Here is a 25,741-nt window from a genome sequence, read left to right as displayed (position 1 = left end):
ACGAGATCACAACGGTACATCTACATCCTGCTGTTCCCTCTCATCGCTTATTTTAAGATATGTCACATCTTCAGGATATCTTTTTATGATCTGTTTGCCTCCTTTATCACCGGTAATTTCCATCAGTTTTCTATAATATTTCTTAGAAAAAATACATGGATTTCCTGTTTTTTCACCATGTCGGGTGCATGCCATTCCCTTGTTTTCGCTCTGAAACGCGTCATAAAGTGCAATGATTGTTTCCGCCGTAAGCCATGGCTGATCGGATACCGTAAAGAAACATGCATCCGCATCTTTTGCGATTTCCAGTCCGATCTGCATAGATGAGGCAATTCCTCTTTCCGGCTTTGGATTAAACAGAACTTCTGCGCCAGTCTCTTTTACTACATCTATAATCTCCGAATACTGCGGCTGTGTTACCACCACGATCCGGCTGTCCGGTATTCTTTCTGCTGCTTTCTGAAGCAGTCTTAAAGTACGCTGATACATGGGCACTCCGTCAACCTCATACATCAGTTTATTAGAACCGAAGCGTCGGCTGTTTCCAGCTGCCAACATAATAAGTGCCAATTTAACTCTCTTAGATGGCATCTGAGCTGCTCTCTTACGCTCTGTTTCAGACTTACCGCAGATATGATATTCTTTCTCTCTCAGGCTTCCCCAGGCTGCATGGATACCCTGTTCTTCCAGCCTGTCAGCAATACTCTCTGCTACCTGAGATTTCCCCGGGATATCTGCTTTATTCAGCAGTACACGGTATTCTCGTCCATCCACGCATTTTCGGAGAGCTTCTGTGGATAACACAATCCTTACAATATCTTCTTCTGTAAGCTTCTCTTCTGTCTCTTTTCCAAGAAAATCAGCAACACGATTCGATCTGTGGCAGACTTTACATATTGGTTCACCAACCGCATCAAGTCCGGCCACCGCAATCACCAGATCTGTCTGTCCCCAGATAACAGGTTCCCAGCTTGCCGGTACTTTCAACGGATATCTTTTTGCACCATCTGCTTCGATCAGCATCACATCCGCCAAAACTTTAATTTCTTTCAGCTTTTCTTCTGACAGTGCACCGATCTTACGTTTTTCTCTGTCCAATGAAGCAACAATCGTATATCCGCATTCTTCCAGATTCTGCTTTATACTTATCATATCTCCATCTTCAGCAAACGGCCGATCCGGCTCATATGCCATGTGTGTAGTTGTGGTTATAAGCACCTTTTTGCCCACGGCCGTCAGCTCTTCCATTATCCGGAAAATCAGGCTTGTCTTCCCTCCTCCACCAACGACCGAAAGCACCGGATATCTGTCTGTATCTATATCCAGTGCTTTCAGGATGGAGTCCGTCCGTATCACGGCAGTACTCCTTCTGACAGTAAAATCTCAACTACACTTCCGGCAATGCAGCGCGCTTTATCTGAAATCGTGTCACAATTTTTCTTCTGTTCTTTACGTGGATCAATATCCGCGATCTTCATTCCTTCCGGCACCACAAATCCATCCCGGATGATACCCCTCAGTACACCGGTCAGTGATGCATATACCGGTGTTTCATCCACCATGGCAATGATCTGGTCTTTTTCCACAATATCACCGATTTCTGAATAATTGTGTACCATACCGGCAGCCGGTGAGTGGATCACACGCTCTTTTCCATATCCGGCAATAATCCCCGGAATTCCAGTATTCGGTACTGCCGTGCCTTTCTCTATCACTCTTCCGAGGTTATGTCCGCGCTGCGTTTCTACAACATAATCAACGTCCTTCTGTGCTGTAAATCCAGGTCCAAGTGCAATTGTCAGAGATGCCATATCTCTGGTTGTTCCCAGATTCTTTTTTGCAAGAATCGCATCGATCACTGCTGCCGGTTTTAAACTTTTTACCGATTCACCGGCTTCGTCTATAAGAATTGGAATTTCTCCTGCTGCCCATACTTTTGGGCATTCTTTTATATTTGTGATCAGACGTCCCGTCACCTCTTCTACATAAGAAGTGCCATCATAAACTGCTTCACCAAAAGATACCTTTCTCCGTATCGCACTTGGTCTTTCGCATTCCAGCACCAGCACCTGATATCCGCATTTATAAAGTCTGTGGATCACACCGCTCGCAAGATCTCCACCCCCACGTACGATCAGTGTTGTTTTTTGTTCCATCGTAAGCTATTCCTCTCTTGCTGTCATTTTCAATATTTTTACTCTGCTTTTTCCGTATTTTCACGCATAACTTTTTCCACTGCATTAACAATATTCTGATATCCAGTGCAGCGGCAGAGATTTCCGGACATTTTTTTCTTGATTTCTTCTCTGGTCAGTTCTTTTCCCTGCTCCAGAAGAACCGTTGCCGACATAATAAAACCTGGTGTACAGAATCCGCACTGCACCGCCCCCTCTTCAATAAAAGCTTCCTGAATCCGTGTCAGCTCACCGTTTTTTTCCAGGCCTTCCAGTGTGCGGATGTTTTTGCCCTCCGCCCAGACCGCCAGATAAATACAGGAATCAATGGTTTCACCATCGATGATCACGGTACAGGCGCCACACTCTCCGACTTCACAGCCTCTCTTTACAGAGGTCAGCCCGAGGTGATTACGAAGCATATCCAAAAGAGATTCTCTCGGATCAACATACTCTGCCACTTCTTCTCCATTTACCACGCACTGAACAAGTATTTTTTCTTTTTTCATGCTTCTTCACCTCCCTTACAGGTATCCTCTCCGGCAAGCTCTGCTGTACGAATCAGCGCTCTTTTTGCAATTTCTCCGCCAATCTGAAGGCGGAAATCTCTCGAAGCTCTCCAGGAATCTCTCGGATGAATTTCACCTCGAACGCTTTCTTCCAGTTCCTGATAAAGACCCTCATCCAAAGTCCTGCCTTTCAGCTTTTCTTCCGTCTCCACACATCTGTACGGAACCGGTGCTGCCACGCCAAAGGTAATGCGTACATCTTCCAGAATGTTTTTTGCTGTGTCAATTTTGCTGACCACACTGCAGCTCAACGTTGCAATATCCATTGCATTTCGCATCGAATATTTAATATAGTGTCCGTGATATCCTGCATATTCTTTTTTGGGGATCACCACATGGGTAAGTACCTCGCCCGGATGCAGGTCCACGCGTCCCGGTCCCAGATAAAATTCCCGTACCGGTGCAATCCTGCCTCCGTCTTCATTTGCAATATGCAGAAGTGAATTGTAGGAAAAAACCGTTGGTACACTGTCCGCACTGACCGCTCCATTACAGATATTTCCACCAATCGTACCTATATTTCGAATCTGCGGACCGCCAACCTGGTCAACTGCTTCTCCCAGAACCGGAATGTATTTCTGTATGATCGGATCCGCTGTAATATGTGAAAATACAGTTCCTGCGCCAATCAGAATATCGCCGTCCTCGTTCCTTGTAATACCTTTAATTTCCTCAACATCCCGGATGGATACCAGAGAAGTACCTGCCATTCTGCCCTCACGGATCTTGATCAGGACGTCACTGCCACCTGATATAATTCTGGCATCCGGGTGTTCTTTCAGAAGCGAGACTGCCTCTGATACGGTTTTTGCATTATAGTATTTCTCAATATCATACATAATCTGCGCCCCCTCTCAGATAAGTCCTGCTTTTTTGAATCCGTCGATCAGACGCTGTGGTGTCAGCGGATTTTCATTAAATGCAACACCGGTTGCATGAAGCACTGCGTTACGAATCGCCGGTGCACTCGGAATTGCCGGCGGTTCTCCAAGAGCTTTGTTTCCATATGGACCCATCGGATCATCCATTTCCACAAAATCGGCTTTGATGTCCGGCGTATCCAGCATCGTCATCAGTTTATAGTCCAGAAGATTACCATTTAAAGGTCTTCCTGTCTTTTCGTCAAGAATCAGCTGCTCACTGATACCATAGCCCATACCCATCGACATACCACCATGTACCTGCATTTCGGCAAGCTGTGGATTCAGAAGTTTCCCGCTGTCATGTACATTGATGATATGAAGAATTTTTATCTTTCCAAGCTTTATGTCGACTTCAACTTCAGCAAAGCAACAACCGGTTGCAATTGTGTTTTTCTTTACCTGCTCAGATACTTCAGCTGTCAGAACAGATGAATTTGTCAGACTGTAGTAACTCTCTTCTGCCAGTGCAGCAAGTGAAATTGCCTGCTCTTCGCCTGCCCAGATCCAGTTGTCACGAAGACTTAGTTCTCTGGTATCTACCTCAGGCAGTAAAGTCTTTGCATAAGCCAGAATCTTGTCTCTTAAAATTTCTGCACAGTGTTTCACTGCGGTTCCGGTTACAAAAGACTGTCTGGAAGCATAGGCTCCCGTATCAAACGGGGATACGTCCGTATCCTGCACAGTCTGGATGTGTACATGAGCCATATCTGTATGAAGTGTTTCTGCAACCATCTGTGAAAATACCGTATCCGCTCCCTGTCCGATCTCCGTTGCACCAAGCTGAAGCTGCACACTGCCATCCTGATTCAGTGAAAGACGTGCCCCTGCGATTTCCAGTGAAATCGGCCATACGCCGGTTTTATACGAAAACAGAGCCATACCTACCCCTCTGCGTACCGCTCCTGTCTGCTTTGCATATTTTTTTCTTTTTTCATCCCAATGGATATATTCTGCACCCTTTTTCAAACATTCAAAAATACCGTTCGTATTTGCAGCGATCGGTTTCAGATAACGGTCTTCATAATATCCTTCAATTAAGTTTTTCCTGCGGAATTCCAGTGGATCCATGTGGATTGCCTCTGCCACATCATCCATAAAGCACTCTATTGCGAAGCATACCTGCGGAATGCCGTAACCTCGCATTGCACCGCCTACCGGTGTGTTGGTATAGATCGTATAAGCCTCTCCGCGGATATTCGGACAGGCATATTGCAGTCTCCACGAAGTAAGACCATTCGCTGCGATTGCATGGCCATGCGATGCATAAGCACCCTGATTGGAATAAGAATGCATATCCTTTGCAACAAGTTTTCCTTCTTTATCCACACCTGCTGCAAGATCAAATTCGATGGAATGACGGGTTCTTGTATTGCAGAAAGTTTCTTCCCTGCTGATATCCAGTTTGACCGGTCTGCCGCCTACCTGTGTTGTCAGAAAAGCGTTTAAAGGCTCATATAAAACATCCTGTTTATTTCCGAATCCGCCTCCGATATACGGCTTAATCACACGGACATTGCCCCACGGAATTCCCAGTGCCTGACCAATGACACGGCGTACAATATGCGGAATCTGAGTGGAAGTCACCACTACGATCCGTCCTTTTTCCATATAAGCATACGAGATCGGGTTTTCGATATGACAGTGTTGTACAATTGGAGTCTTATATGTGCCTTTTACCACCGTTTCAGCTTCTTCCATACCCTTATCAACATCTCCGATAAAGTAATTGGAACGGGCAAGTACATTATCTTTTTTATCGAAATGAATCGGTGGTTTGCTGCCATACATGGATTTTCGCGGATGAATTTCCACCGGATATTCCTCATATTCTACTTTGATCTTTTTCAACGCTCTGGATGCAATAATTTCATCCTCTGCAACAACCGCTGCAATATCATCTCCATAATAGCGCACGCGACCGGTCAGCAGATTCCTGTCTGCCACATCCTGATGTGCCAGTTCCACAGACCATGGATGTCCCGGTGTCGGATAGCAATGATCCGGGACATCATGGAACGTCACAACCTTCACCACCCCTTCCATGATCTCGGCCTCACTTGTATCAATAGATTTTACGATTCCATTTCCAATTGTTGCATGCAGCACTTTCGCCACCAGACATTTTTTCGGAAGTAGATCTTCTGTAAATTTTGCTCTTCCGGTGACTTTCTCATATGCGTCTACACGCGGAACACTTTTTCCAATCATGATTACTCACCTTCTTCATAAAATTTTCTCAATAAAATCTTTTGAATAGAAAAAAGAACCTACCTGTTAAAATACTTCTGTCATTTTATTTCTGTATATATTCCGCGCAGATCATAAATTACATGCCGTGGACATTTCACTGCGCACATCCCACAGCTTAAACACAGTTCTTCATTGATCACGGCATGATTCTCTGTAACCCGAATGGCTCCTGCCGTACAGGTCTTTTCGCAGATACCGCAGCCGATACAACTTACTTCACACTGTTTCTTTGCCGCTGCTCCTTTGCTCTTATTTGAGCATTTTACAACAATATAGTTTGCACATTCATGAATGTGAATAATCTCCTGCGGACAGACCTTTGCGCATTTCCCGCAGGCAATACATTTCTCTTCATCCACTTCTGCCACGCCATATTCATTTAGAAAAATCGCCCCGAATTTACATTCCTGTATGCAGGCGCCACAGCCGATACAGCCATCAGCGCATCCCTGTCCGTCTTTTGCCGTCCGACACCCACCATTACACGCCACAAGGGCTGCACGGTACGGAAATCTTTTTTTCACAGCCATATCACCACTTCCTTTCGTATGGTGTATCTGTAAGCGGCAGACTGTATCTCCGTATTCCGTCATAGCGGAAATATGCGTCTGCAATCGCCGGTGCTGTAGGAATCGACGTGATTTCTCCGATACCGATTGCACCGCACGCTACATTTAATCCCGGTTTATCTACAACAATTGCTTTGATCTTCGGAACTTCATGAGCGCGGAACAATCCAAGTGAACCATATTTCTGAATCGGCCTGCAGTTTTCGTCAATCGGATATTTTTCTCTGAGTGCATATCCCATCGACATTACAACACCGCCTTCAATCTGCCCTTCGCAGGACAACGGATTGACTGCCTTGCCGACATCATGTGCCGCGACAATGTATTCCATCTTACCGGTCTTTTTATTCAGTATACACATCTGTGTTGCATATCCATATGCCACATGAGAGACCGGATTCGGCACATTAGCACCAAGTGGATCCGTCTTTGCCAGATATTCTCCGTAATAAACGATTCCCCTCATATCTTTCAGACTTTTTCCTGTTTTTCTGTCTTCCATCAGCTTCTCACAGGCTCTCCGGCATGCTTCTCCGGTGATCAGTGTCTGTCTCGAGCCGGACGTCGTACCGGAATCCGGTGCAATCCAGGTGTTGCTTCTTTCGTATACAATATCCTCATGTTTCAGATCTGTATTGGTCACAACCATCTGTACAAGAACGGTACCGAGTCCTTGTCCGATACAGGATGCTCCGGAATAGATATGCAGCTTCTCATCGTCTTCCACGATCAGCTTCACACGTCCGGTATCCGGGATGCCGACACCGACACCCGCATTTTTCATTGCACAGCCGATTCCGACCGGTTTGCCCTCTGCCAGAGCAGTCTCATAATCCTCCCGAACCGCCTCCAGTGTCTCAATAAGACCGGTAGACTCATCTACGATCTGACCGTTCGGAAGCACTTCTCCCGGACGTATCGCATTACGGTAACGAATTTCCCACGGTGTGATTCCCACTCTATCTGCCATCATATTCAGAAGTGTTTCTGTTGCAAAACAGGTCTGGGTGACACCAAATCCACGAAAAGCACCCGCCGGCGGATTATTTGTATAATAGGCAGTCCCTTCAATTTCGAAATTCTCATAATGATATGGTCCTGCCGCATGCGTGCAGGCACGTTCGAGCACCGGTCCGCCAAGAGACGCATATGCTCCGGTATCAGAAACTACAGTAGCTTTTACTCCCATAATATTTCCATGTTCATCACATCCCATTGTCATATCCATATAGAACGGATGACGTTTCGGATGCACCAGAAGGGACTCTGCCCTGGTCAGTTTTACTTTGACCGGTTTTTTTGTCACATAAGTAAGAAGTGCTGCCAGATGCTGAACCGTCATATCTTCTTTTCCACCGAATCCGCCTCCGACCAGTGCATTCTGCACTTTTACTTTATCTGTTCCAAGTACAAGGGAACATTCATGCAGTGTCTGGTGTGCCGACTGGTCTGTCGAATAAATAAATACATCCCCATCCTCATCATAAAATGCAACCGCGCATTCCGGTTCCAGAAAAGCATGTTCCGTCCACGGTGTCTCAAAGTGATGCGAGATCACATATTTGGAATTCTGAATTGCTTCTTCTGCGTTTCCACGGCTGATATGTTTATGCGCGCAGATATTGTTTTCCTCTTCGTCAAACACCTTGTGTGCGTCCGGTGCAGCTGCCTCTTCAATCGTGTGTACAGGTGGCAGTACTTCGTATTCTACTTTTATCAGTTTCTTTGCTTTTTCCGCTGTTTCCCTGTCCTTCGCGGCAACCAGCGCGATCGCATCTCCCAGATAATGTGTAAGTCCTCCGACAGGTATCAGGGTATACTGATCATGTTTCAGATGGCCAATCTTGTTTTCTCCCGGTATATCCCCGGCAGTCACAACTGCTTCTACACCCTCAAGTGCTCTGGCTTTGGACGTATCGATTGAAAGTACTCTGGCACGTGCATACTGACTTCGAAGTGCCGTTCCATAAAGCATTCCATCAAGATAAAAATCATCCGGGTATCTGCCTGTTCCAAGCACTTTTTCCTCTACGTCGATCCTCGACACACGGTTTCCGATTGCCCAGTTCTGGTCTCCGTCATCCGGAAGTACTCCTGCATCCAGAATCTTTGCTGCAAGCCGAACCGCATCCATGATCTTTACATAACCGGTACAGCGGCAGTAGTTATTTCGCAGGGCATATCTGATTTCATCATCGGAAGGTGTTTTATTTACATCCAGAAGCGCCTTTGTACACATCACCATTCCCGGGATGCAGAAGCCACACTGTACAGCCCCCGCCTTTCCGTATGCATAAGTATAAACCTGTTCTTCCCATTCCGTCAGACCTTCCACCGTGATCACTTCCCTGCCATCCAGTGAATCCGTATCCGGAACACATGCCTTGCAGGTCTTTCCGTCAATGATCACGGTACAGGCTCCACATGCCCCTTCACTACATCCATCCTTCACTGAAGTCAGATGAAGTTCATCCCGCAGAAATCGTAGCAGTTTTTGATTTTTTTCAGTCTGAACAGTCCTGCCGTTCACCTTAAATGTTACCATAGCGGCTCTCCTTTTCACTACTTATATGATATCTGCGGATTTTTGCAGTATGCATTTTCCTGATATCACATAAGCAGATATGTATAATCGTCAATCACAGTACACATCAGTTTGCCGAGATCCTCATTAAGAATTTCTGCCGGCTGGTCGGCCTTGACTTTCTCCAGTCTGTCTCCGATACGTACCAGTACCTCTTTTGTTCCGGCATCAAGTACAGTAAATCCGTTATTTGTACTGTCTTTCATGTCTTCTTCCGTTGCAAACAATGTAAATTTGTCTTTATACGGTGCACCTGCATACTGACAGAAGGAACGACAGTTTCCACATTCGTTGCACATATAATCTATGTGAAGAATCTGCAAAAGTTCCATCTCCGGCACTTCGATCAGCACATTTGCACGGTTTGGACATACGTCTGCACAGTTTCCACAGACACGTTTATGTCTGGTAAATTCTTTTACTTTCGGTGCATCTTTTTTCTTCAGGCAGTCAAGAAGAGGTGATTTTTCTTCAGTTTGTTTACCTGCCGCTTTTTTGACTGTTTTTTGATAATGTGCATCTGTAAGTGAATCCGTGGCAAGTTTTTTCAGTTCTTCTACCTGAACCTTCCCGTCTTTTTCGATTTCACAGGTATCTGCTTTCTCGGCAATACGCGTCAGCCATTTGTACCCGCCCGGTTTCAGAAGTACCGTCGCCACTGTAACCGGCCAGATGCCGCAACCCACGATCTGATCAATGTTTTTCTGATCCGCCCCTCCCGAGAAAGACATTGGAAGTTTTCCGTCAAAAGATTCCGCCAGACGAGCCGCAACTGAAATAGAAAGCGGAAACAACGCCTTGCCGGACATATACATTTCTTCTCCCGGAAGTTCCTGGCGCTTAATATCAACCGGAAATGTATTGGTCAGTTTCACCCCGAAAGAAAGTCCTTCCTGTGCAGCAGTTTCCATCAGACGTTTCAGCATCGGCACCGCATCTTCATACTGCAGATCATCTTTGAAGTGGAAATCTGTAAATGCCATATAATCATAACCAAGATCATCCATTGCTTTTCTTACAAATTCATAGCCAAGAAGTGTCGGATTGCATTTTACGTAAGTGTTGATATGTTTCTCTTTCAGAAGATATGTCACAATATTTTCAATTTCCTGTGGCGGACATCCGTGCATTGTGGAAAGTGTGATCGAATTGCAGATTTCTGCAGGGATCGCCTCGATATCTTCTTTTGTCACATGTTCAAAAAGACTGATATGCTCCCATAACCACTGTTTACACTCTTTAAAGATGGCTGTATCTCCGGCATCTTTCAGCCCTTCAATAAAATCATCAATCTTTTTGTCTTTGATGCCCTCAAGGTTGTAGCCACAGGACATGTTGAACTGGAATCCGTCCGGATTTCCAAGTCCGAATTCTTTTGCGATCACATGAATAAGTATCCAGCCTTTAATATACTCAGCCATTGCCTGCGGTACATAAAGTTCTGTTGACCATTCGCAGTTGTATGCTTCATCTTCCGCCACGATACACGGCTTTGGAATGCATGCTGAAAGCTCCGGTCCATCCATTTTCTGCACGGTCTTTAATTCAAAGAATCTGGCACCTGCGACATATGCAGCCACAAGATTCTGTGCAAGCTGTGTATGTGGACCCGCTGCCGGTCCCACCGGATTTTCAAGTTTTCTTCCGAATATTTCGATTGTTTTTGACTGATCAGCCACATAAGCTTTCTGAATACCAAACACCTGACCTGTTTTTTTATATTCATTCAAGATCCATTCCGTCAGCTGTCCGAATGGAATGCTTTTCATAATATCACTCATATTGTATCCTCCCTGAATTCCTGAACCGCTTCCCCATCCGTCAGGAAATTAATTATCCGTTGATATCCTCTGAAAGTTCCCCTGCCGCCTGACGGCAGTCTGCCATAATCTTTTTCTCATCACATACCAGCAATTCACGGTCTTTCATCAGAATTTCTCCGTTACATACGGTTGTCTGTACCATACTTCCATTTACCCCAAACAGGAGATGACTGTTGCAATTGGATGCATCCATCGGTGTCAGCGGATCATAATCGATCACGATCACATCGGCAGCGGCTCCCACTTTCAGAATACCAAGAGGTTTCTTAAAATAACGATTCGCAATCTTTGCATTTCCCTCAAACAACATCTGCGGAATTTCACTCCATGCTGCTGTCGGATCACAGAGATGGTGTTTATGCAGAATGTTTGCCACTTTCCAGGACTCCATCATATCATGGGTATATCCGTCTGTACCAAGGCCCGTCAGAATGCCCTTGTGTACCAGTTCCATCGTCGGAGGACATCCACAGGCATTCCCCATATTCGATTCCGGATTGTGCACTACCATTGTATCTGTCTCTTTGATCAGATCCATCTCATGTTCATTGATATAAATACAGTGTCCGAGAAGAGTCTTCGGACCAAGAATATTCCAGTCATAAAGGCGGTCAACAATACGTTTGCTGTGCTCTTTCAGGCACTGATGCAGATCATAAATCCCCTCTGCTACATGGATGTGATAACCGACACCTTCCGGTTTCAGCTCATTACAGAGAGCCATCGTCTCATCAGAGATTGTAAAAGATGCATGCATTCCCATCATGGCAGCCAGCATATCACTGTCATCTTCACTCGCATGCCGGATGAAGTTTACATTCTCCATCACAGATTCCCGTGATTTTTCCATTCCGTCTCTGTCAGAGATTTCATAGCAGAGACAGGTGCGGACTCCAAGATCTTTTGCCGCTTCTTCGATCATATACAGTGAGCCTTCGATATGTCCAAAACTTGCATGATGGTCAAATACCGTTGTCACACCATTCTTTATAGAATCAATGTATGTCGCATACGCAGAAAGCTTCGTCTGCTCCAGCGTCAGATGACGGTCGATGTTCCACCACATCCCATCCAGAATATCAAGAAAGCCTTTCGGGCTGTATCCGTTGACATTTAATCCTCTCGCAAATGCACTGTAAATATGTTCATGTACATTGATAAAAGCCGGCATAATAACTCCGCCATGTGCATCTATAAATTCCGCATCCGGATATGTGTTTTTTACTTCTTCTGTTGTCCCCACCATGGTTATGGTGTTCCCATCCATTGCTACTGCTCCATTTTCATAAAAAGCGTTGGATTCGTCCCGTGTGATCATTCTTCCGTTTCCAATAATCCGCATATGCGCCCTCCCTGCCTTGTGAAATTTTTCCAATCTGTGATGAAATCTTCCATAAGTTTTCGGTATTTTGTACTATATAATGTAACATATTTTCTATCTTATTTCAACTATATTCGCAAGATTAGTTTGGTGTTCAAAAAAAATTTGTGCATTCAATATAAAAACAGCGACGGAGCCCTGTCCGCTCCGTCGCTGTTTTTACTATATCATATTTTTTTCCTTCTGAAAAGCTATTTTTGCTCTCCCAGAAGCTTCAGATTTCTCCTGTCTTTTTTCCAAAGGACAGGATCAAGTTCCACAAGATAACCGCATCCATTCCCGATATGCCACTCATAAAATTCTTTTTTAGGAAGTGCATATTTTTCCATGATATTCATGATCGTACCCCCATGCACGACCAGTGCTGCCTCTGTAATTGCTTCCCGTATGCATGCAGTAACCGCTCTCTGAAAACCTTCCAGATTTCGCACTGCACACTCCTCTTTGCTTTCGCCTCCCGGGAAAGCCAGAATTCCATTGCTGTCTATCCATGCCTGATATCTCGGATCACCGGAAAGTTCTTTGTAATTTTTATTTTCAAATTCTCCGAAATTACATTCTGCAAGCTGATCAATGATCCGTACCTTCGGATCATCAAACAGAATTGCCGCTGTCTCAAGGCATCTCTTAAGTGGACTTACAAATACCGCCTGCGGCTTTGGATATGTAAACTTTCTGAGCAGTTTCCTGCCTTCCTCACACAAAGGTTCATCAGTCACACCAATATAACGCTGATGGCGGTTTCCCTCCGTCATGCCATGACGGATCAACCAGATCTTAAGCATCTTTGATCACCGTCCCTATTCCACATACAACTCTCGTCACCTGCGTGCTGTATGCGGCAAGTTTCGTACATACTCTGCCAACTGCTTCACGATATGCCCTATCAAATGCATCAATAGGTACAACGCCATATCCCACTTCATCTGATACAAGAACTACCTGCGGATTGACCCGAATCAGTCGTTCTGCAAGTTCGCTGACATCATTTCCGGTTTGCATCTCTTTTCGGATAAATTCGTGAAAGCAAAGGATTCCCTGTGCAGATGCAATCATCTCCCAGTCAGCATCCGCACCGTTTACCCAGACAATCTCCGGGTATATTTTGTTTGCCAGAAGTGTTTTTCCCTGAAACGCTCCCCCTATGATCATCTTCATATTTTAATCCTCACACTTTATAAATCACCATAACGACCGCCAGTACCAAAGGCATCCATGCCTCGCAGAGGCAAAGGAAATAACCCGAAAGATCGCCGGTCGTGCCGCCGAAATATTTCATTGCTTTATGTCTGTAAAACGTAAATACAAGCAGGGCTGTCACAAACATGAAAGCGCCCCATACCGGCTGGATCCAGATCATCACTGTCGCCAGGATCACAAGATATATCACCAGTGTATTTCGCACTTTTTTATCTTCTGCCTTACGCGAAAACTCTGCGACCGTACCACTTGCATTCGCCTTTGGTAACGTGATCACACCAAGTCCTGAAAGACATCTTGAAACCATATAGCCACATGCAAGAAGGTACATTGCCGGCCGGTCGTCTACTTCTGTGATCTGCATCATTGTCCCAAATAATACAAAAAAATATACACATGCCGTAATAACTGCAAATGCACCCGCATGTGAATCTTTGAGAATCTCCAGACGTTTTTCCCTGTCACGCCAGGAACTTAAGGCATCCGAAGTATCCAGAAGTCCGTCAATATGAATTCCACCTGTAAGGATCACCGGCACAAGAACCAGCACCATTGCCGTAAATGAATTTCCGAACCCCAGATATCTGCAGATCCATTCTGCCGCCAGAAGTACAATACCTATCGCCGTTCCGATGAACGGAAAAAAGCAAAGCATATATTTCATATTTTCTTCTGTCCACTCTGCCTGAGGCATCGGAATCTTTGAAAACATGGAAAATGCAATTTTAAAACTGTTCCAGAGACTTTTCATCGGATTTCTGACCTCCTGTCCACATCAGAAGCCTTATATTTTTTTTGGTAAACCGGAATTCCGTAAACGACTTCCACCACTTCATCCGCCATATCTGACAGCTTCTGATTGATCATTCCTAAATATTCCTGATAAAGTTTTGTATCACCCTGGTATTCTGCCGCTTCTGAAAAGATCTCATTTGTTACGATCACAAGATTTTCGGTCTGTTTTTGCAGAAACTCCACACCATCAACTACTGCTTTCACTGTATTTTCGTGTGCACCATTTTCCTGAAACATCTCATTTGCAACAAGATTAGACATACATTCCAAAAGGACCGTAGTTCCTTTCGGAACCGAAGCCCGGGAAAGACCGGTGTAACACTCCAGTGTATCAAATCCTTTGCCCTGACGCATAGCCTGATGACGTTTCACACGCTTCCTGCTCTCTTCGTCAAACGGGTACATAGTTGCTATATAAATGCGCCTGGCATTTCCAAAAGCAACAATACAGTCTTCCGCGAAGGCAGATTTTCCACTGCCACTGCCGCCAGTTACAAGTATCATCATTTTTATACAAGCTCCTCATACTGGTCCACATGGATATCCTCAAATGTACTCATCGATTCATAGACGGCAACTCCCATATCAAGGAACGGGAACAGTGCCACGGCTCCGCTTCCCTCTCCCAGACACATTTCTCCATGAAGTACTGCCTCTTTGCCAAGTGCTTCGAGAAGCAGATGCGCTGCCGGTTCTTTCGAAACATGAGACGCGATCATATAATCTCCCATCTGCGGACAGATACGCTGCGCGATCAGTGCTGCCACACAGGAAATAAATCCATCGATCACGACCGGGACACCAAATGCCGCACCGCCAAGGAACATTCCAGCCATACCGGCAATATCAAATCCCCCGACTTTTGCCAGTACATCAATCGCATCTTCCTGATTCGGCTGATTAATCTCAATTGCTTTTTTGATTGCATGAATCTTACGATTCAGTCCGTCTCCGGAAAGCCCGGCACCACGTCCTGTCATTTCTTCAACCGGACGGTTCAGAAGTACAGATGCCACCGCACTGCTGGTCGTAGTATTACCGATTCCCATTTCTCCCGTTGCCAGAAGTCCATAACCATCTTCTTTCAGACGACGTACCATTTCGATACCTGCCTCCAGTGCCTGTACAGCCTGTTCTCTTGTCATTGCCGGACCTTTGGTCATATTTGCAGTCCCACATGCAACTTTCAGATCTGTCGCAACCTTTGTGTCCACTGCCATACCGATGTCAACCGGAATAACTTTGGTTCCGCACTGTCTGCACATCACGCATGCAGAGGTATCGCCGGAAAGGAAATTTTCTGCGACGATTGCCGTCACTTCCTGTCCTGTCTGGGTAACGCCTTCCTCTACCACGCCATTATCTGCGCACATCGGAACCAGTGCCCTTTTGTTTATATGCATATCCGGATTTCCGGTGATTCCTGCAATCTGAATAACCATTTTTTCCATTTTGCCGAGTGAATGCAGAGGTTTTGCAATGCTGTCCCAGCGTTTCGCCGCAGTCTCCATCGCTCTTTCGTCTAATGGTTTTATTTGAGCAAGAGTTTCTTCCAGTGTCATTTTTCCATCTCCCTGTTATCTCTGTGTATCCTGTAGTATTTATTTACCTGTAGTAAATACAAAAAATTTGCTGAATATGTAATTCAATGCCAGTACTATAAACTGAGTCACAAATTTTCCAATCATATCACTGAATCCCATTTGGGCTACCAGAAGCCAGACTCCTCCGACTTCAATCACCATAGTCAGCAGTCTTGCACTGACAAATTTACAGAAAGGCTGTACATGGTCCCTCAATGTCTCACATTTATCCAGAAATACAAACTTTGAATTTACTACATATGCAAATATAATCGCTGCAATAATAGAAATGATGTTTGCAATATTTAATCCAAGATTGCATTTACGAAGTACATAGAAACATACCAGATTTACCAGTGTCGTACAGCCTCCGAAAAAAATGTATCTGATCACATCATTTTCATAGAATCGCAGAATCAGATTGATAAGTTTTTTCATTATTTTCTCCTCTTACGCATCATCTCTGACAGAACCTGTCACATCTTTATTCCCATGGATGATCTGAGATACAATATATCTCGGACGACGTTTGACTTCTTCATAAATTTTTGCAAGATAATAGCCGATCACTCCGAGGCTCAGCATGATTGCGCTTCCGATCAGAAGTAGCAGCAAAATTGTCGTTGTATAGCCTTCAATTGCATGTCCCCGAAAATATTGTATCAGTGAATAAATAATCATGACAAGCGAACATACAAAACAAATACCTCCGCCAAACGACACAAACTGAAGTGGAGCAGTCGTAAATGCAACAATATTGGTAAATGCATATTTGATCAGCGACCAGGCAGACCACTTTGATTCACCTGCTTCCCGTTCATGCACTTCAAATTCCACATATGCCGTCTTGTATCCTACCCATGACGAAGTTGCACGAAAAAACATATTTCTTTCCGGCAGAGAAAGAATACTGTTTACCACCTTGCGATCCATCATTTTAAAATCAGAGGTATTTTGCATGTCTACTTTTGTTGCTTTGGACATAATCCCATAAAAAAATCCTGCGCACTTTTTATGAAGAAAGCTTTCATTTCCGCGGCTTTTCTTGATGCCTTCAATGACTTCATAGCCTTCTTCCCATTTCCGGTACATCTCAATCAAAGTTTCTGCCGGATGCTGCAGATCACAGTCCATAACAGCCACCACTTCTCCGGTCGCCTGTGCCATTCCGGCAAAAACAGCTGCCTCTTTACCAAAGTTACGTGAAAAATGCACCCCCAGAATATTCGAATCCTTTCCCCCTGCTTTTAGTATTTCTTCCCATGTATGATCTTTAGATCCATCATCCACAAGAACCAGCTCATACGAAATCCCGGCTTCTGCCAGAACCTCATGAAGAACCCTGCATGTTTTTCCAACCATCAGTTCCTCATTATAAGCCGGAAGTACGACAGATAATCTACTCATGTTTCTTTATTTCCTCTTCTCTTTTTGCAAACTAACACCACACAAATGTAGCACAATATCCCCACACACGTCAAGACAAGCCCTGTCTTCAGATATGGAGTATAGTATGTAATACGGATCTCATGATCCCCCTTCGTGAGTTCCAGTGCCATGTACATGGTGTTTGCCTGTTTTAACTCTGTTTTCTGACCATCTACATATGCCTGAAAGCCTTTGCTGTAAGGCAGTGAAATCACAAGGACTTTATCCTTCGATACAGAAATACTGCCTGTAAGTTCATGATTCTTTATCTTGACATCTTTCAGGCTTTCCGTGCCCAGTCTGCTGGTCTGACTCTCTATATTTTTCATCGGCTGGCATACAACTTTCATATCTTTATATGAGTATACACCTGTATTTTCAAAAGTGAGCGTAATGGATTTTTTCCCCTTTTCACTGTAACCGGTATTGCAGAGGAAATCTGATCGACCACTGTATGCATTATATTTGTCTGTAAAAATACTGATCGTCTTGTCAAGGAATTGTCCTGTAACATCAATATATGCCTTCTGACTTTCTTTCCAGTATCTCCACTTACTGTTTTCGTATTGAACTTTTTTCTGCTCGTAGAGCGTCATTTTATTCCATTTCTTATCACTGATCAGCTCACGTGGAGAAAGCGCCTCATAGTCAACGCCTTCTGTAATGAGATATGTTTCACATTCATCCAGCCCGTCGAAAACCAGTTTTGCCTGTGCATTTTCCTTTGTAATGATCAGTTTCCCATCTTTTTCTTTGCAGCCTGAACCTGTCACCAGTTTATACGACACTTCTCTGTCATTAAATTCCGGTGTCGTTTCCGGTACTGCGCTGTCTGCCAGTACCACTCCCTGCAACAGAGCCTGCTGCTTTTCAACAGTCGACATTTTCGCATATTTTTTTTCTGGAATATAGGAATCATAAGTATATCCTATTGGAAGTGCATTTTTGCATTCATATGCGCGATATAATCTATCCTTTTTTTCCGCTTCTGCTGCAAGTGTATCATACCCATACGGCAAATACTCTTCTTCGCCGGCTTTTACTACAAAATATTTTACTGCTGCAAGACGATCCAGAATCGTTCTGCTGTCCAGATTCTCGTAATGATAATCCCATGGTGTATTCAGGTCGACCTCATTAAAAAAGTTCGTGATATCTCCACTTGCTACGCTGAAATAGTAAGAAGTACTGTTTGTACCTGTCTGCATGGAAGAATTTTCATAACTGTGTGTTCCCATCTGGTCATAGCGGTAAATTGATTCATCCCCAGTTTTCAGTACTGCCAGATCCGTTCCTGTTTCCAGTTTGTCCAAAGCTTCTCCCTGATCTGAAAACTCTGAAAGATAGTCTTTTTCGTAAGAATACTGATAATACATATTAAAAAGAATTCCTGCAATCAGGAAGCCACCTGTCATCAACATCAGATTTTTTCTTTTTGTAAATACTGCACCAAATGATAATACAGTAAATGTCGCCAGCACCAGCAAAAGAACTGCTACCAGATTTCTCTGTGTTCTTGCTGCATCCGGCAAAAGCGCCAGTACACAATATCCTATGAGAAAAACAAAAATCGTACGTTTTTCTTTTAATGAAAGCTTAAATAATTCCGGGTACATCTTCACAAAAATGTATGCCATGAGCATGCCATATGCCCATATCCATCGATTGGAGACATACGAGAATCCGTTAAGTACATGTCCCGCAAATGGGAACAGTAAAAAAAGGTTTATCAGAATAAAACCTGCTTTTAACGTTTTGTATTTTTTTTTCTTTGCAAACAATACAAAGCTTCCGGTCATCGAAACTGCCGAAAATCCGGCAACACCCCACTGGATCATGTTCTCGCCAATCAGACAGCTCAGATATTTCTGATAATATACTTTATCATAAAACAAAGGTACATAGTTTTCCGCTTTAAAGCGATCTGTTCCAAATACCGGAAGAATCACCGGAAGCAATATGACTGCCGCGATCAAAACCGCGATTACCGAGTATATCGCAAAAACACTCAGCCATTTTCCGACATTTTTCAGAGAATGGACTCCAAACTGTTCGAAATACCGGAATATAGCATACAAAACCATAAAAATACCCAACATGTAGAAAAAGTAAAAGCTTGATAATCCGGCTACCGCCACCGACCAGATAAACAGATATGGTCTTTCTTTTTTGTATATCTTGTCAATTCCCATAAGAATCAACGGCAGATAGATCATCGGGTTTGAAAAATATGGATGTTTCATGGCAGCATAAATTGTCCAGCCTGCAAAGATATATATCATGCAACCCATAAAAGTCGCCTGTCTGCTGTTTTTGTGATAAAAACAGTATCTGCTGAACGCAATTCCGGCCAGATAGATTCTGAGAAAAATCAGGAATTCATATAAAATCTCTGTTTTGGAAGATGGACAAAATACTGACAGTAACGTCAGCGGATCTCCAATGACATAATAGTGCAGTGTCGTCAGAATATCCGAACCATAGCCAATATGAAGATCCCACATTGGTATCGAAAAACGATGTTCTACAAATATCGTATATAAAATTCCTCTGAGATATCTTCCATAGTATGACAGGGAATTCAGATGCTGCGGCACTCCGTCATGACTCCACACAAGAGACTTTCCATTCAGATAAAATCTCAGATAGAGAAAAAGCGCAATCAATAGAAATACCACTGTATATACAATATAAAATTCCGTATTTTTGCCGTTTGTACTTCTGTTACTTCTTTTGTTTTTCATATTTTTTCTATTTTGTATGTTCATATTTTCTCTTATAAATTTTATGTCATATATAATGCAAAAAGCCGCGGTACAAAAGTACCGCGGCTATATCTCTGAATTATTCCGTCACTGCACGCAGTAAGAATTATTCTTCTTCGCCGTACATTGCTACCAGTTTATTCAGATATGCATATCTAGCTTTTGCTTCAGATTCATTTTTAGCAAACAGTCTTGCAGCTTTTTCAGGATTCTGACGCTGTAAGGAGTTGTAACGAACTTCGCCGTTCAGGAAGTCCATGTAGTTCTCCATATCCGGTGTCTTGGAATCCAGAGCAAACTTCTTGTCTGCTGCCGGGTTGAAGCGGAAGTTGTGCCAGTATCCGCACTTAACTGCCAGTTCTTCTTCTGTCTGAGCTTTTGCCATACCCTTCTTGATACCATGGTTGATACATGGAGCATATGCAATGATCAGAGACGGTCCCGGATAAGCTTCTGCTTCAGCGATTGCTTTAACAGTCTGGTTGAAGTCAGCACCCATAGAGATCTGTGCTACGTATACATAGCCATAGCTCATTGCGATGGAAGCCATATCTTTCTTCTTAGTCTCTTTACCGCCGGCAGCGAACTGAGCGATTGCACCTGTAGGTGTAGATTTAGAGGACTGTCCGCCTGTGTTGGAATAAACCTCTGTATCGAATACCATAACGTTGATGTCACGTCCGCTTGCGAGAACATGGTCAACACCACCGAATCCGATATCGTAAGCCCATCCGTCACCACCGAAGATCCACTGGGATTTCTTGGACAGATAATCTTTCTGAGCAAGGATTTCTTTAGCAGCATCGCATCCGCATGCTTCCAGAGCAGCGATCAGTTTGTCTGTTGCTGCACCGTTTGTTGCACCAACGGAGAATGTATCCAGCCATTCCTGACCAGCTTCTTTAACTGCTTCATCTTTGCCTTCTGCTACAACAGCTTCAACTTTTGCTTTGAGGCCATCACGGATAGCTCTCTGAGCAAGAAGCATACCATAACCGAACTCAGCGTTGTCTTCGAACAGTGAGTTAGCCCATGCAGGACCCTGTCCTTTAGCGTTGGTTGTGTATGGTGTAGACGGTGAAGAGTTACCCCAGATAGAGGAGCATCCTGTAGCATTTGCAATGTACATTCTGTCACCGAACAGCTGTGTGATCAGTTTTGCGTAAGGTGTTTCACCACAACCTGCACATGCTCCGGAGAACTCAAGCAGAGGCTGTTTGAACTGGCTTCCCTTAACAGTTGTTTCTTTGAATTTAGCAACAACTTCTTCTTTGATCGGAAGTTCTCTTCCATAATCGAAGAATTTCTGAAGTCCTGCATTTGCTTCCATGTTTTCCATAGCAAGGGCTTTTGCACCTTTCTTGCCAGGGCATACATTAGCACAGGAACCACATCCTGTACAGTCATAAGCTGATACAGTCATAGTGAATTTGTATTCTTTCATACCTGTCATCGGAAGTGTAGCCATTCCCTCAGGAGCGTTTGCTGCTTCTTCTTCTGTCAGTGCTACCGGACGGATTGCTGCGTGTGGGCAGACATATGCACAACGGTTACACTGGATACAGTTTTCTGGCTGCCATACCGGTACATTTACTGCGATACCACGTTTTTCGTATGCAGCTGTTCCGGACGGTGTAGTACCATCAACATATTCTGTAAATGCGGATACAGGAAGTGTGTTACCTTCCTGTGCATTGATCTTGCACTGGATGTTGTTTACGAAGTCCTGTGCTTCCTGAGCGCCATGAGTTGCATGAGCCATGAAGAGACCTTCATCTTCTGCATCTTTCCAGCTTTCCGGAACTTTAACTTCTACAACCTGTTTTGCACCTGCATCGATAGCTGCCCAGTTCTTCTGAACAACATCGTCACCCTTACGTCCGTAAGTAGCTTTTGCAGCTGCTTTCATCAGTTCGATAGCCTGATCTTCCGGAATGATTCCTGTAAGTTTGAAGAATGCAGACTGAAGGATTGTGTTGATACGTGTTGGTCCCATGCCGGTCTCAATACCGATCTTCACACCGTCGATGGTATAGAATTTGATATTGTGGTTAGCAATGAATGCTTTAACCTGTCCCGGAAGATGTTTTTCAAGACCTTCCATATCCCATGCACAGTTAAGAAGGAATGTACCGCCATCAACAAGCTCCTGAACCATGTTATACTTATTTACATAAGACGGATTATGACATGCAACAAAGTTTGCTTTGTGGATCAGGTACGTAGATTTGATCGGTTTCTTTCCAAAACGAAGGTGAGACATTGTAACACCACCGGATTTCTTGGAGTCATAATCGAAGTAAGCCTGAGCATACATGTCTGTGTTGTCACCGATGATCTTGATAGAGTTCTTGTTAGCACCTACAGTACCGTCAGCTCCAAGGCCCCAGAACTTACAGTTTGTAGTTCCTTCTGGTGTTGTAACAATCGGAGCACCTGTTTCAAGAGAAAGGTTTGTAACATCATCAACGATACCGATTGTGAATTTTTCTTTTGTTGTGTTCTCATATACTGCAACGATCTGTGCCGGTGTAGTATCTTTTGAACCAAGACCATAACGTCCTGTAAAGATCTTAACGTCTTTGAACTTGCTGTCTTTTAATGCAGCAACAACGTCAAGGTACAGAGGCTCGCCAAGTGCTCCTGGCTCTTTTGTTCTGTCAAGAACGCTGATCTGTTTAACAGTTTCCGGGATAGCATCGATCAGTGCCTGTGCGCAGAATGGTCTGTAAAGACGAACTTTAACAACACCGACTTTTTTGCCTGCTGCTGCAAGGTAATCGATAGTCTCCTCGATTGTATCGTTTACGGAACCCATAGCGATAATGATGTGCTCAGCATCTTCTGCTCCGTAGTAGTTGAACAGTTTGTAGTCTGTTCCGATCTTTTCATTTACTTTGTCCATGTATTCCTGAACTACTGCCGGAAGAGCATCGTAGAACGGGTTACATGCTTCTCTTGCCTGGAAGAAGATATCCGGGTTCTGAGCAGAACCTCTCTGACATGGATGGTTCGGGTTCAGAGCATGATCACGGAATGCCTGAATTGCTTCCATATCTGCCATATCTTTCAGATCTTCGTAATCCCATGTCTCGATCTTCTGGATCTCGTGAGATGTACGGAAACCATCGAAGAAGTTGATGAACGGAACTTTACCTTTGATTGCTGCAAGATGAGCAACCGGTGTCAGGTCCATAACTTCCTGTACGGATGATTCGCAGAGCATTGCGCATCCAGTCTGACGACAGGCCATAACGTCGGAGTGATCTCCGAAAATGGAAAGTGCGTGAGAAGCAAGTGCACGAGCAGATACATTAATTACGCCCGGAAGCTGCTCACCAGCGATTTTGTAAAGGTTCGGGATCATCAGAAGAAGACCCTGAGATGCAGTGTAAGTAGTTGTCAGGGCACCGGCTGCCAGAGATCCGTGTACTGCACCTGCAGCACCTGCTTCAGACTGCATCTCTGTAACCTGTACTTCCTGTCCAAAGATGTTCTTTCTGCCCTGTGTTGCCCACTCATCTGTTGCTTCCGCCATAACAGATGAAGGAGTGATCGGGTAGATAGCAGCTACATCTGAATATGCATAAGAAGCATGAGCGGCTGCATGGTTACCATCCATGGTTTTCATCTTTCTTGCCATAGTTTGTTTTCCTCCTTAAAGGTATGATGAAAATTATAATTTATTTCAGGCCAGTGAAAGGGCCTAAAAGTCCAATAGTTATTATAGCATAGCCATTTCAGATTGTCCAATCAGGATTGTACATTTTCTGTATCTATTTACATACAAAAAAGTTAGCAACATGCAAGTTTTATGGAGCTTTCAGGCCCTTCTCTTTCCTAATCATGTGTTTTTGTGATTTAAGACTTGCAAATTCCTGACTTTACTGTAAAATGGGAATGAATGGCCAAAACGGTCCGAACCCAAAATGACTGAACGAAACCATAACGAAGAAAAGAGGTACATTATGATTTCAGCAAATAATATTACACTGCGTGTTGGCAAAAAAGCACTTTTTGAAGATGTCAACATCAAATTTACCGAAGGCAACTGCTATGGTCTGATCGGAGCAAACGGTGCCGGTAAATCTACATTTCTTAAAATCCTGTCCGGACAGCTTGAGCCGACCAACGGTGATATCGTCATCACACCGGGTCAGCGTCTTTCTTTCCTGCAGCAGGATCACTTCAAATACGATTCATACAATGTTCTGGATACCGTTATTATGGGAAACGCCCGACTGTATGAGATCATGAAAGAAAAAGAAGCCATCTACGCAAAAGAAGACTTCTCTGACGAAGACGGCATCCGCGCCAGCGAACTCGAGGGTGAATTCGCTGAGATGAACGGATGGGAAGCAGAATCTGATGCTGCCACCCTTCTGAACGGACTCGGAATCGAAACCGAACTCCACTACACTCAGATGGCTGACCTGACCGGAAGCCAGAAGGTCAAAGTTCTTCTGGCCCAGGCACTTTTCGGGAATCCGGATATTCTGCTCCTCGATGAGCCGACCAACCATCTGGATCTCCCGGCGATCGAATGGCTGGAAGAATTCCTGATCAACTTTGACAATACCGTCATTGTTGTATCCCATGACCGTTACTTCCTGAACAAAGTCTGCACCCATACCGCAGATATTGATTATGGTAAGATCCAGCTGTATGCCGGAAACTATGACTTCTGGTTCGAATCCAGCCAGCTCCTTATTAAACAGATGAAAGAAGCCAACAAGAAAAAGGAAGAAAAAATCAAAGAACTCCAGGAATTTATTTCCCGATTCAGCGCAAACGCTTCCAAATCCAAGCAGGCGACTTCACGTAAACGTGCTCTGGAAAAAATCCAGCTTGATGATATGCGTCCATCCAGCCGTAAATACCCATACATCGACTTCCGTCCGAACCGCGAGATCGGCAATGAAGTACTTATGGTTGAAAACCTTTCAAAAACCATCGATGGTGTAAAAGTTCTTGACAACATCAGCTTCACACTTGGACATGATGATAAAGTTGCTTTTGTTGGCGCAAACGAGCAGGCAATCACAACCTTCTTCCGTATCCTGATCGGAGAACTCGAACCGGATGAAGGAAATTACAAATGGGGCGTCACAACCTCCCAGGCTTATTTCCCGAAGGATAATACGCAGGAATTCGATAACGATCTGACCATTACTGACTGGCTGACTCAGTACTCCGAGATCAAAGATGCCACTTATGTACGTGGTTTCCTTGGAAGAATGCTCTTTCCGGGCGAAGACGGTATCAAAAAGGTCCGTGTTCTTTCCGGTGGTGAAAAAGTCCGTTGTCTGTTATCCAAGATGATGATCTCCGGAGCAAACATCCTGCTCCTTGATGAGCCGACCAACCATCTGGACATGGAATCGATCACTGCTCTGAATAACGGTCTGATCAAATTCCCGGGAGTCATCCTTTTTGCCTCTCACGATCATCAGTTCGTACAGACAACCGCCAACCGTATCATGGAAATCCTTCCTGACGGAAGACTGATCGACAAGATCACCACTTACGATGAATATCTCGCAAGCGATGAAATGGCGAAAAAGCGTCATGTTTTCCAGGTTAATGAAGAAGACGCTGCTGATAACTAAAACAAGCACGTAAAAGCTCCCGGAATATGTAAACTCCGGGAGCTTTTCTTATGCGTATCGATAATATTTTGTTTAATTTTTCAGTTTA

At 44.2% G+C, this 25,741-nt stretch carries 19 protein-coding genes; 1 reads left to right on the top strand and 18 read right to left on the bottom strand.

Translation table 11 applies throughout. The annotated features are described in order from the left end of the window. Positions 1–6: 6 nt before the first annotated feature. The 18 genes from yqeC to nifJ all read right to left on the bottom strand — a co-directional run bounded on the left by yqeC (position 7) and on the right by nifJ (position 23,687). A complete protein-coding gene (gene yqeC, locus BQ7344_RS15800; protein ID WP_083585447.1) occupies positions 7–1,356 on the bottom strand; it encodes a selenium cofactor biosynthesis protein YqeC in 1,350 nt (449 codons plus the stop codon). Continuing rightward, positions 1,353–2,156, bottom strand: a complete 804-nt coding sequence (yqeB, locus tag BQ7344_RS00500) for a selenium-dependent molybdenum cofactor biosynthesis protein YqeB (protein ID WP_072520963.1) — start codon at positions 2,154–2,156, stop codon at positions 1,353–1,355. Before yqeB ends, yqeC begins: the two co-directional genes overlap by 4 nt. A 38-nt stretch (positions 2,157–2,194) precedes the next feature. Continuing rightward, entirely contained in the window at positions 2,195–2,683 is a 489-nt protein-coding gene (gene xdhC / locus BQ7344_RS00495; RefSeq protein ID WP_072520962.1) for a xanthine dehydrogenase subunit XdhC, read from the bottom strand. Then, on the bottom strand, positions 2,680–3,582 hold the full coding sequence (gene xdhB / locus BQ7344_RS00490) for a xanthine dehydrogenase subunit XdhB (RefSeq protein ID WP_072520961.1): 903 nt from the start codon (positions 3,580–3,582) through the stop codon (positions 2,680–2,682). Before xdhB ends, xdhC begins: the two co-directional genes overlap by 4 nt. Before the next feature lie 15 nt (positions 3,583–3,597). Beyond that, positions 3,598–5,874: a xanthine dehydrogenase subunit XdhA gene (gene xdhA, locus BQ7344_RS00485; protein ID WP_072520960.1), complete on the bottom strand. Its 2,277-nt coding sequence runs from the start codon at positions 5,872–5,874 to the stop codon at positions 3,598–3,600. Positions 5,875–5,954: 80 nt separating this feature from the next. Next, the gene (locus BQ7344_RS00480; RefSeq protein ID WP_072520959.1) at positions 5,955–6,446 is read right to left on the bottom strand and encodes a 4Fe-4S binding protein; all 492 of its coding nucleotides are present in this window, start codon (positions 6,444–6,446) and stop codon (positions 5,955–5,957) included. Between the two features lies 1 nt (position 6,447). Continuing rightward, a complete protein-coding gene (gene xdh / locus BQ7344_RS00475) occupies positions 6,448–9,030 on the bottom strand; it encodes a selenium-dependent xanthine dehydrogenase (protein WP_072520958.1) in 2,583 nt (860 codons plus the stop codon). Positions 9,031–9,095: 65 nt separating this feature from the next. Continuing rightward, positions 9,096–10,850, bottom strand: coding sequence for a selenate reductase (locus tag BQ7344_RS00470; protein ID WP_072520957.1), 1,755 nt, complete (start codon positions 10,848–10,850; stop codon positions 9,096–9,098). A gap of 52 nt (positions 10,851–10,902) precedes the next feature. Beyond that, positions 10,903–12,234, bottom strand: coding sequence for a putative aminohydrolase SsnA (ssnA, locus tag BQ7344_RS00465; protein WP_072520956.1), 1,332 nt, complete (start codon positions 12,232–12,234; stop codon positions 10,903–10,905). A 230-nt stretch (positions 12,235–12,464) separates the two neighbouring features. Further along, a complete protein-coding gene (locus BQ7344_RS00460; protein WP_072520955.1) occupies positions 12,465–13,058 on the bottom strand; it encodes a histidine phosphatase family protein in 594 nt (197 codons plus the stop codon). Further along, positions 13,051–13,431: a bifunctional adenosylcobinamide kinase/adenosylcobinamide-phosphate guanylyltransferase gene (locus tag BQ7344_RS00455; RefSeq protein WP_072520954.1), complete on the bottom strand. Its 381-nt coding sequence runs from the start codon at positions 13,429–13,431 to the stop codon at positions 13,051–13,053. The genes BQ7344_RS00460 and BQ7344_RS00455 overlap by 8 nt, the downstream gene beginning before the upstream one ends. Before the next feature lie 10 nt (positions 13,432–13,441). Next, positions 13,442–14,224, bottom strand: a complete 783-nt coding sequence (cobS, locus tag BQ7344_RS00450) for an adenosylcobinamide-GDP ribazoletransferase (protein WP_072520953.1) — start codon at positions 14,222–14,224, stop codon at positions 13,442–13,444. Next, positions 14,221–14,775, bottom strand: coding sequence for a bifunctional adenosylcobinamide kinase/adenosylcobinamide-phosphate guanylyltransferase (locus BQ7344_RS00445; RefSeq protein ID WP_072520952.1), 555 nt, complete (start codon positions 14,773–14,775; stop codon positions 14,221–14,223). Before BQ7344_RS00445 ends, cobS begins: the two co-directional genes overlap by 4 nt. Positions 14,776–14,777: 2 nt before the next feature. Next, positions 14,778–15,830, bottom strand: coding sequence for a nicotinate-nucleotide--dimethylbenzimidazole phosphoribosyltransferase (gene cobT / locus BQ7344_RS00440; RefSeq protein ID WP_072520951.1), 1,053 nt, complete (start codon positions 15,828–15,830; stop codon positions 14,778–14,780). Positions 15,831–15,869: 39 nt separating this feature from the next. Next, positions 15,870–16,289 (bottom strand): GtrA family protein, encoded by a 420-nt coding sequence (locus BQ7344_RS00435; protein ID WP_015543063.1) that lies wholly within the window; start codon positions 16,287–16,289, stop codon positions 15,870–15,872. Positions 16,290–16,301: 12 nt separating this feature from the next. Beyond that, positions 16,302–17,258 (bottom strand): glycosyltransferase family 2 protein, encoded by a 957-nt coding sequence (locus BQ7344_RS00430; protein ID WP_072520950.1) that lies wholly within the window; start codon positions 17,256–17,258, stop codon positions 16,302–16,304. Beyond that, positions 17,255–20,023, bottom strand: coding sequence for a YfhO family protein (locus BQ7344_RS00425; protein ID WP_072520949.1), 2,769 nt, complete (start codon positions 20,021–20,023; stop codon positions 17,255–17,257). The genes BQ7344_RS00430 and BQ7344_RS00425 overlap by 4 nt, the downstream gene beginning before the upstream one ends. Before the next feature lie 127 nt (positions 20,024–20,150). Continuing rightward, positions 20,151–23,687 (bottom strand): pyruvate:ferredoxin (flavodoxin) oxidoreductase, encoded by a 3,537-nt coding sequence (gene nifJ, locus BQ7344_RS00420; RefSeq protein ID WP_072520948.1) that lies wholly within the window; start codon positions 23,685–23,687, stop codon positions 20,151–20,153. A gap of 325 nt (positions 23,688–24,012) precedes the next feature. On the opposite strand from nifJ, the gene BQ7344_RS00415 reads away from it, so the two are divergent. Further along, entirely contained in the window at positions 24,013–25,653 is a 1,641-nt protein-coding gene (locus BQ7344_RS00415; RefSeq protein ID WP_072520947.1) for an ABC-F family ATP-binding cassette domain-containing protein, read from the top strand. Positions 25,654–25,741 lie beyond the last annotated feature (88 nt).

The organism is Blautia sp. Marseille-P3087 (assembly GCF_900120195.1).
In the GTDB taxonomy this organism is placed as follows: domain Bacteria; phylum Bacillota; class Clostridia; order Lachnospirales; family Lachnospiraceae; genus Blautia_A.
The sequence above is the reverse complement of the archived record's forward strand: the minus strand, read 5'-3'. Positions and strand labels throughout refer to the sequence as shown.

What these genes read in the sequence shown, in the direction of transcription:
- xdhB (WP_072520961.1), bottom strand. Translation starts at nt 3,582, where the DNA reads ATGTATGATATTGAGAAATACTATAATGCAAAAACCGTATCAGAGGCA.
- cobS (WP_072520953.1), bottom strand. Translation starts at nt 14,224, where the DNA reads ATGAAAAGTCTCTGGAACAGTTTTAAAATTGCATTTTCCATGTTTTCA.
- BQ7344_RS00470 (WP_072520957.1), bottom strand. Translation starts at nt 10,850, where the DNA reads ATGAGTGATATTATGAAAAGCATTCCATTCGGACAGCTGACGGAATGG.
- BQ7344_RS00445 (WP_072520952.1), bottom strand. Translation starts at nt 14,775, where the DNA reads ATGATGATACTTGTAACTGGCGGCAGTGGCAGTGGAAAATCTGCCTTC.
- yqeB (WP_072520963.1), bottom strand. Translation starts at nt 2,156, where the DNA reads ATGGAACAAAAAACAACACTGATCGTACGTGGGGGTGGAGATCTTGCG.
- nifJ (WP_072520948.1), bottom strand. Translation starts at nt 23,687, where the DNA reads ATGGCAAGAAAGATGAAAACCATGGATGGTAACCATGCAGCCGCTCAT.
- BQ7344_RS00460 (WP_072520955.1), bottom strand. Translation starts at nt 13,058, where the DNA reads ATGCTTAAGATCTGGTTGATCCGTCATGGCATGACGGAGGGAAACCGC.
- BQ7344_RS00480 (WP_072520959.1), bottom strand. Translation starts at nt 6,446, where the DNA reads ATGGCTGTGAAAAAAAGATTTCCGTACCGTGCAGCCCTTGTGGCGTGT.
- xdhC (WP_072520962.1), bottom strand. Translation starts at nt 2,683, where the DNA reads ATGAAAAAAGAAAAAATACTTGTTCAGTGCGTGGTAAATGGAGAAGAA.
- BQ7344_RS00430 (WP_072520950.1), bottom strand. Translation starts at nt 17,258, where the DNA reads ATGAGTAGATTATCTGTCGTACTTCCGGCTTATAATGAGGAACTGATG.
- BQ7344_RS00435 (WP_015543063.1), bottom strand. Translation starts at nt 16,289, where the DNA reads ATGAAAAAACTTATCAATCTGATTCTGCGATTCTATGAAAATGATGTG.
- BQ7344_RS00425 (WP_072520949.1), bottom strand. Translation starts at nt 20,023, where the DNA reads ATGAAAAACAAAAGAAGTAACAGAAGTACAAACGGCAAAAATACGGAA.
- BQ7344_RS00455 (WP_072520954.1), bottom strand. Translation starts at nt 13,431, where the DNA reads ATGAAGATGATCATAGGGGGAGCGTTTCAGGGAAAAACACTTCTGGCA.
- xdhA (WP_072520960.1), bottom strand. Translation starts at nt 5,874, where the DNA reads ATGATTGGAAAAAGTGTTCCGCGTGTAGACGCATATGAGAAAGTCACC.
- BQ7344_RS00415 (WP_072520947.1), top strand. Translation starts at nt 24,013, where the DNA reads ATGATTTCAGCAAATAATATTACACTGCGTGTTGGCAAAAAAGCACTT.
- ssnA (WP_072520956.1), bottom strand. Translation starts at nt 12,234, where the DNA reads ATGCGGATTATTGGAAACGGAAGAATGATCACACGGGACGAATCCAAC.
- xdh (WP_072520958.1), bottom strand. Translation starts at nt 9,030, where the DNA reads ATGGTAACATTTAAGGTGAACGGCAGGACTGTTCAGACTGAAAAAAAT.
- cobT (WP_072520951.1), bottom strand. Translation starts at nt 15,830, where the DNA reads ATGACACTGGAAGAAACTCTTGCTCAAATAAAACCATTAGACGAAAGA.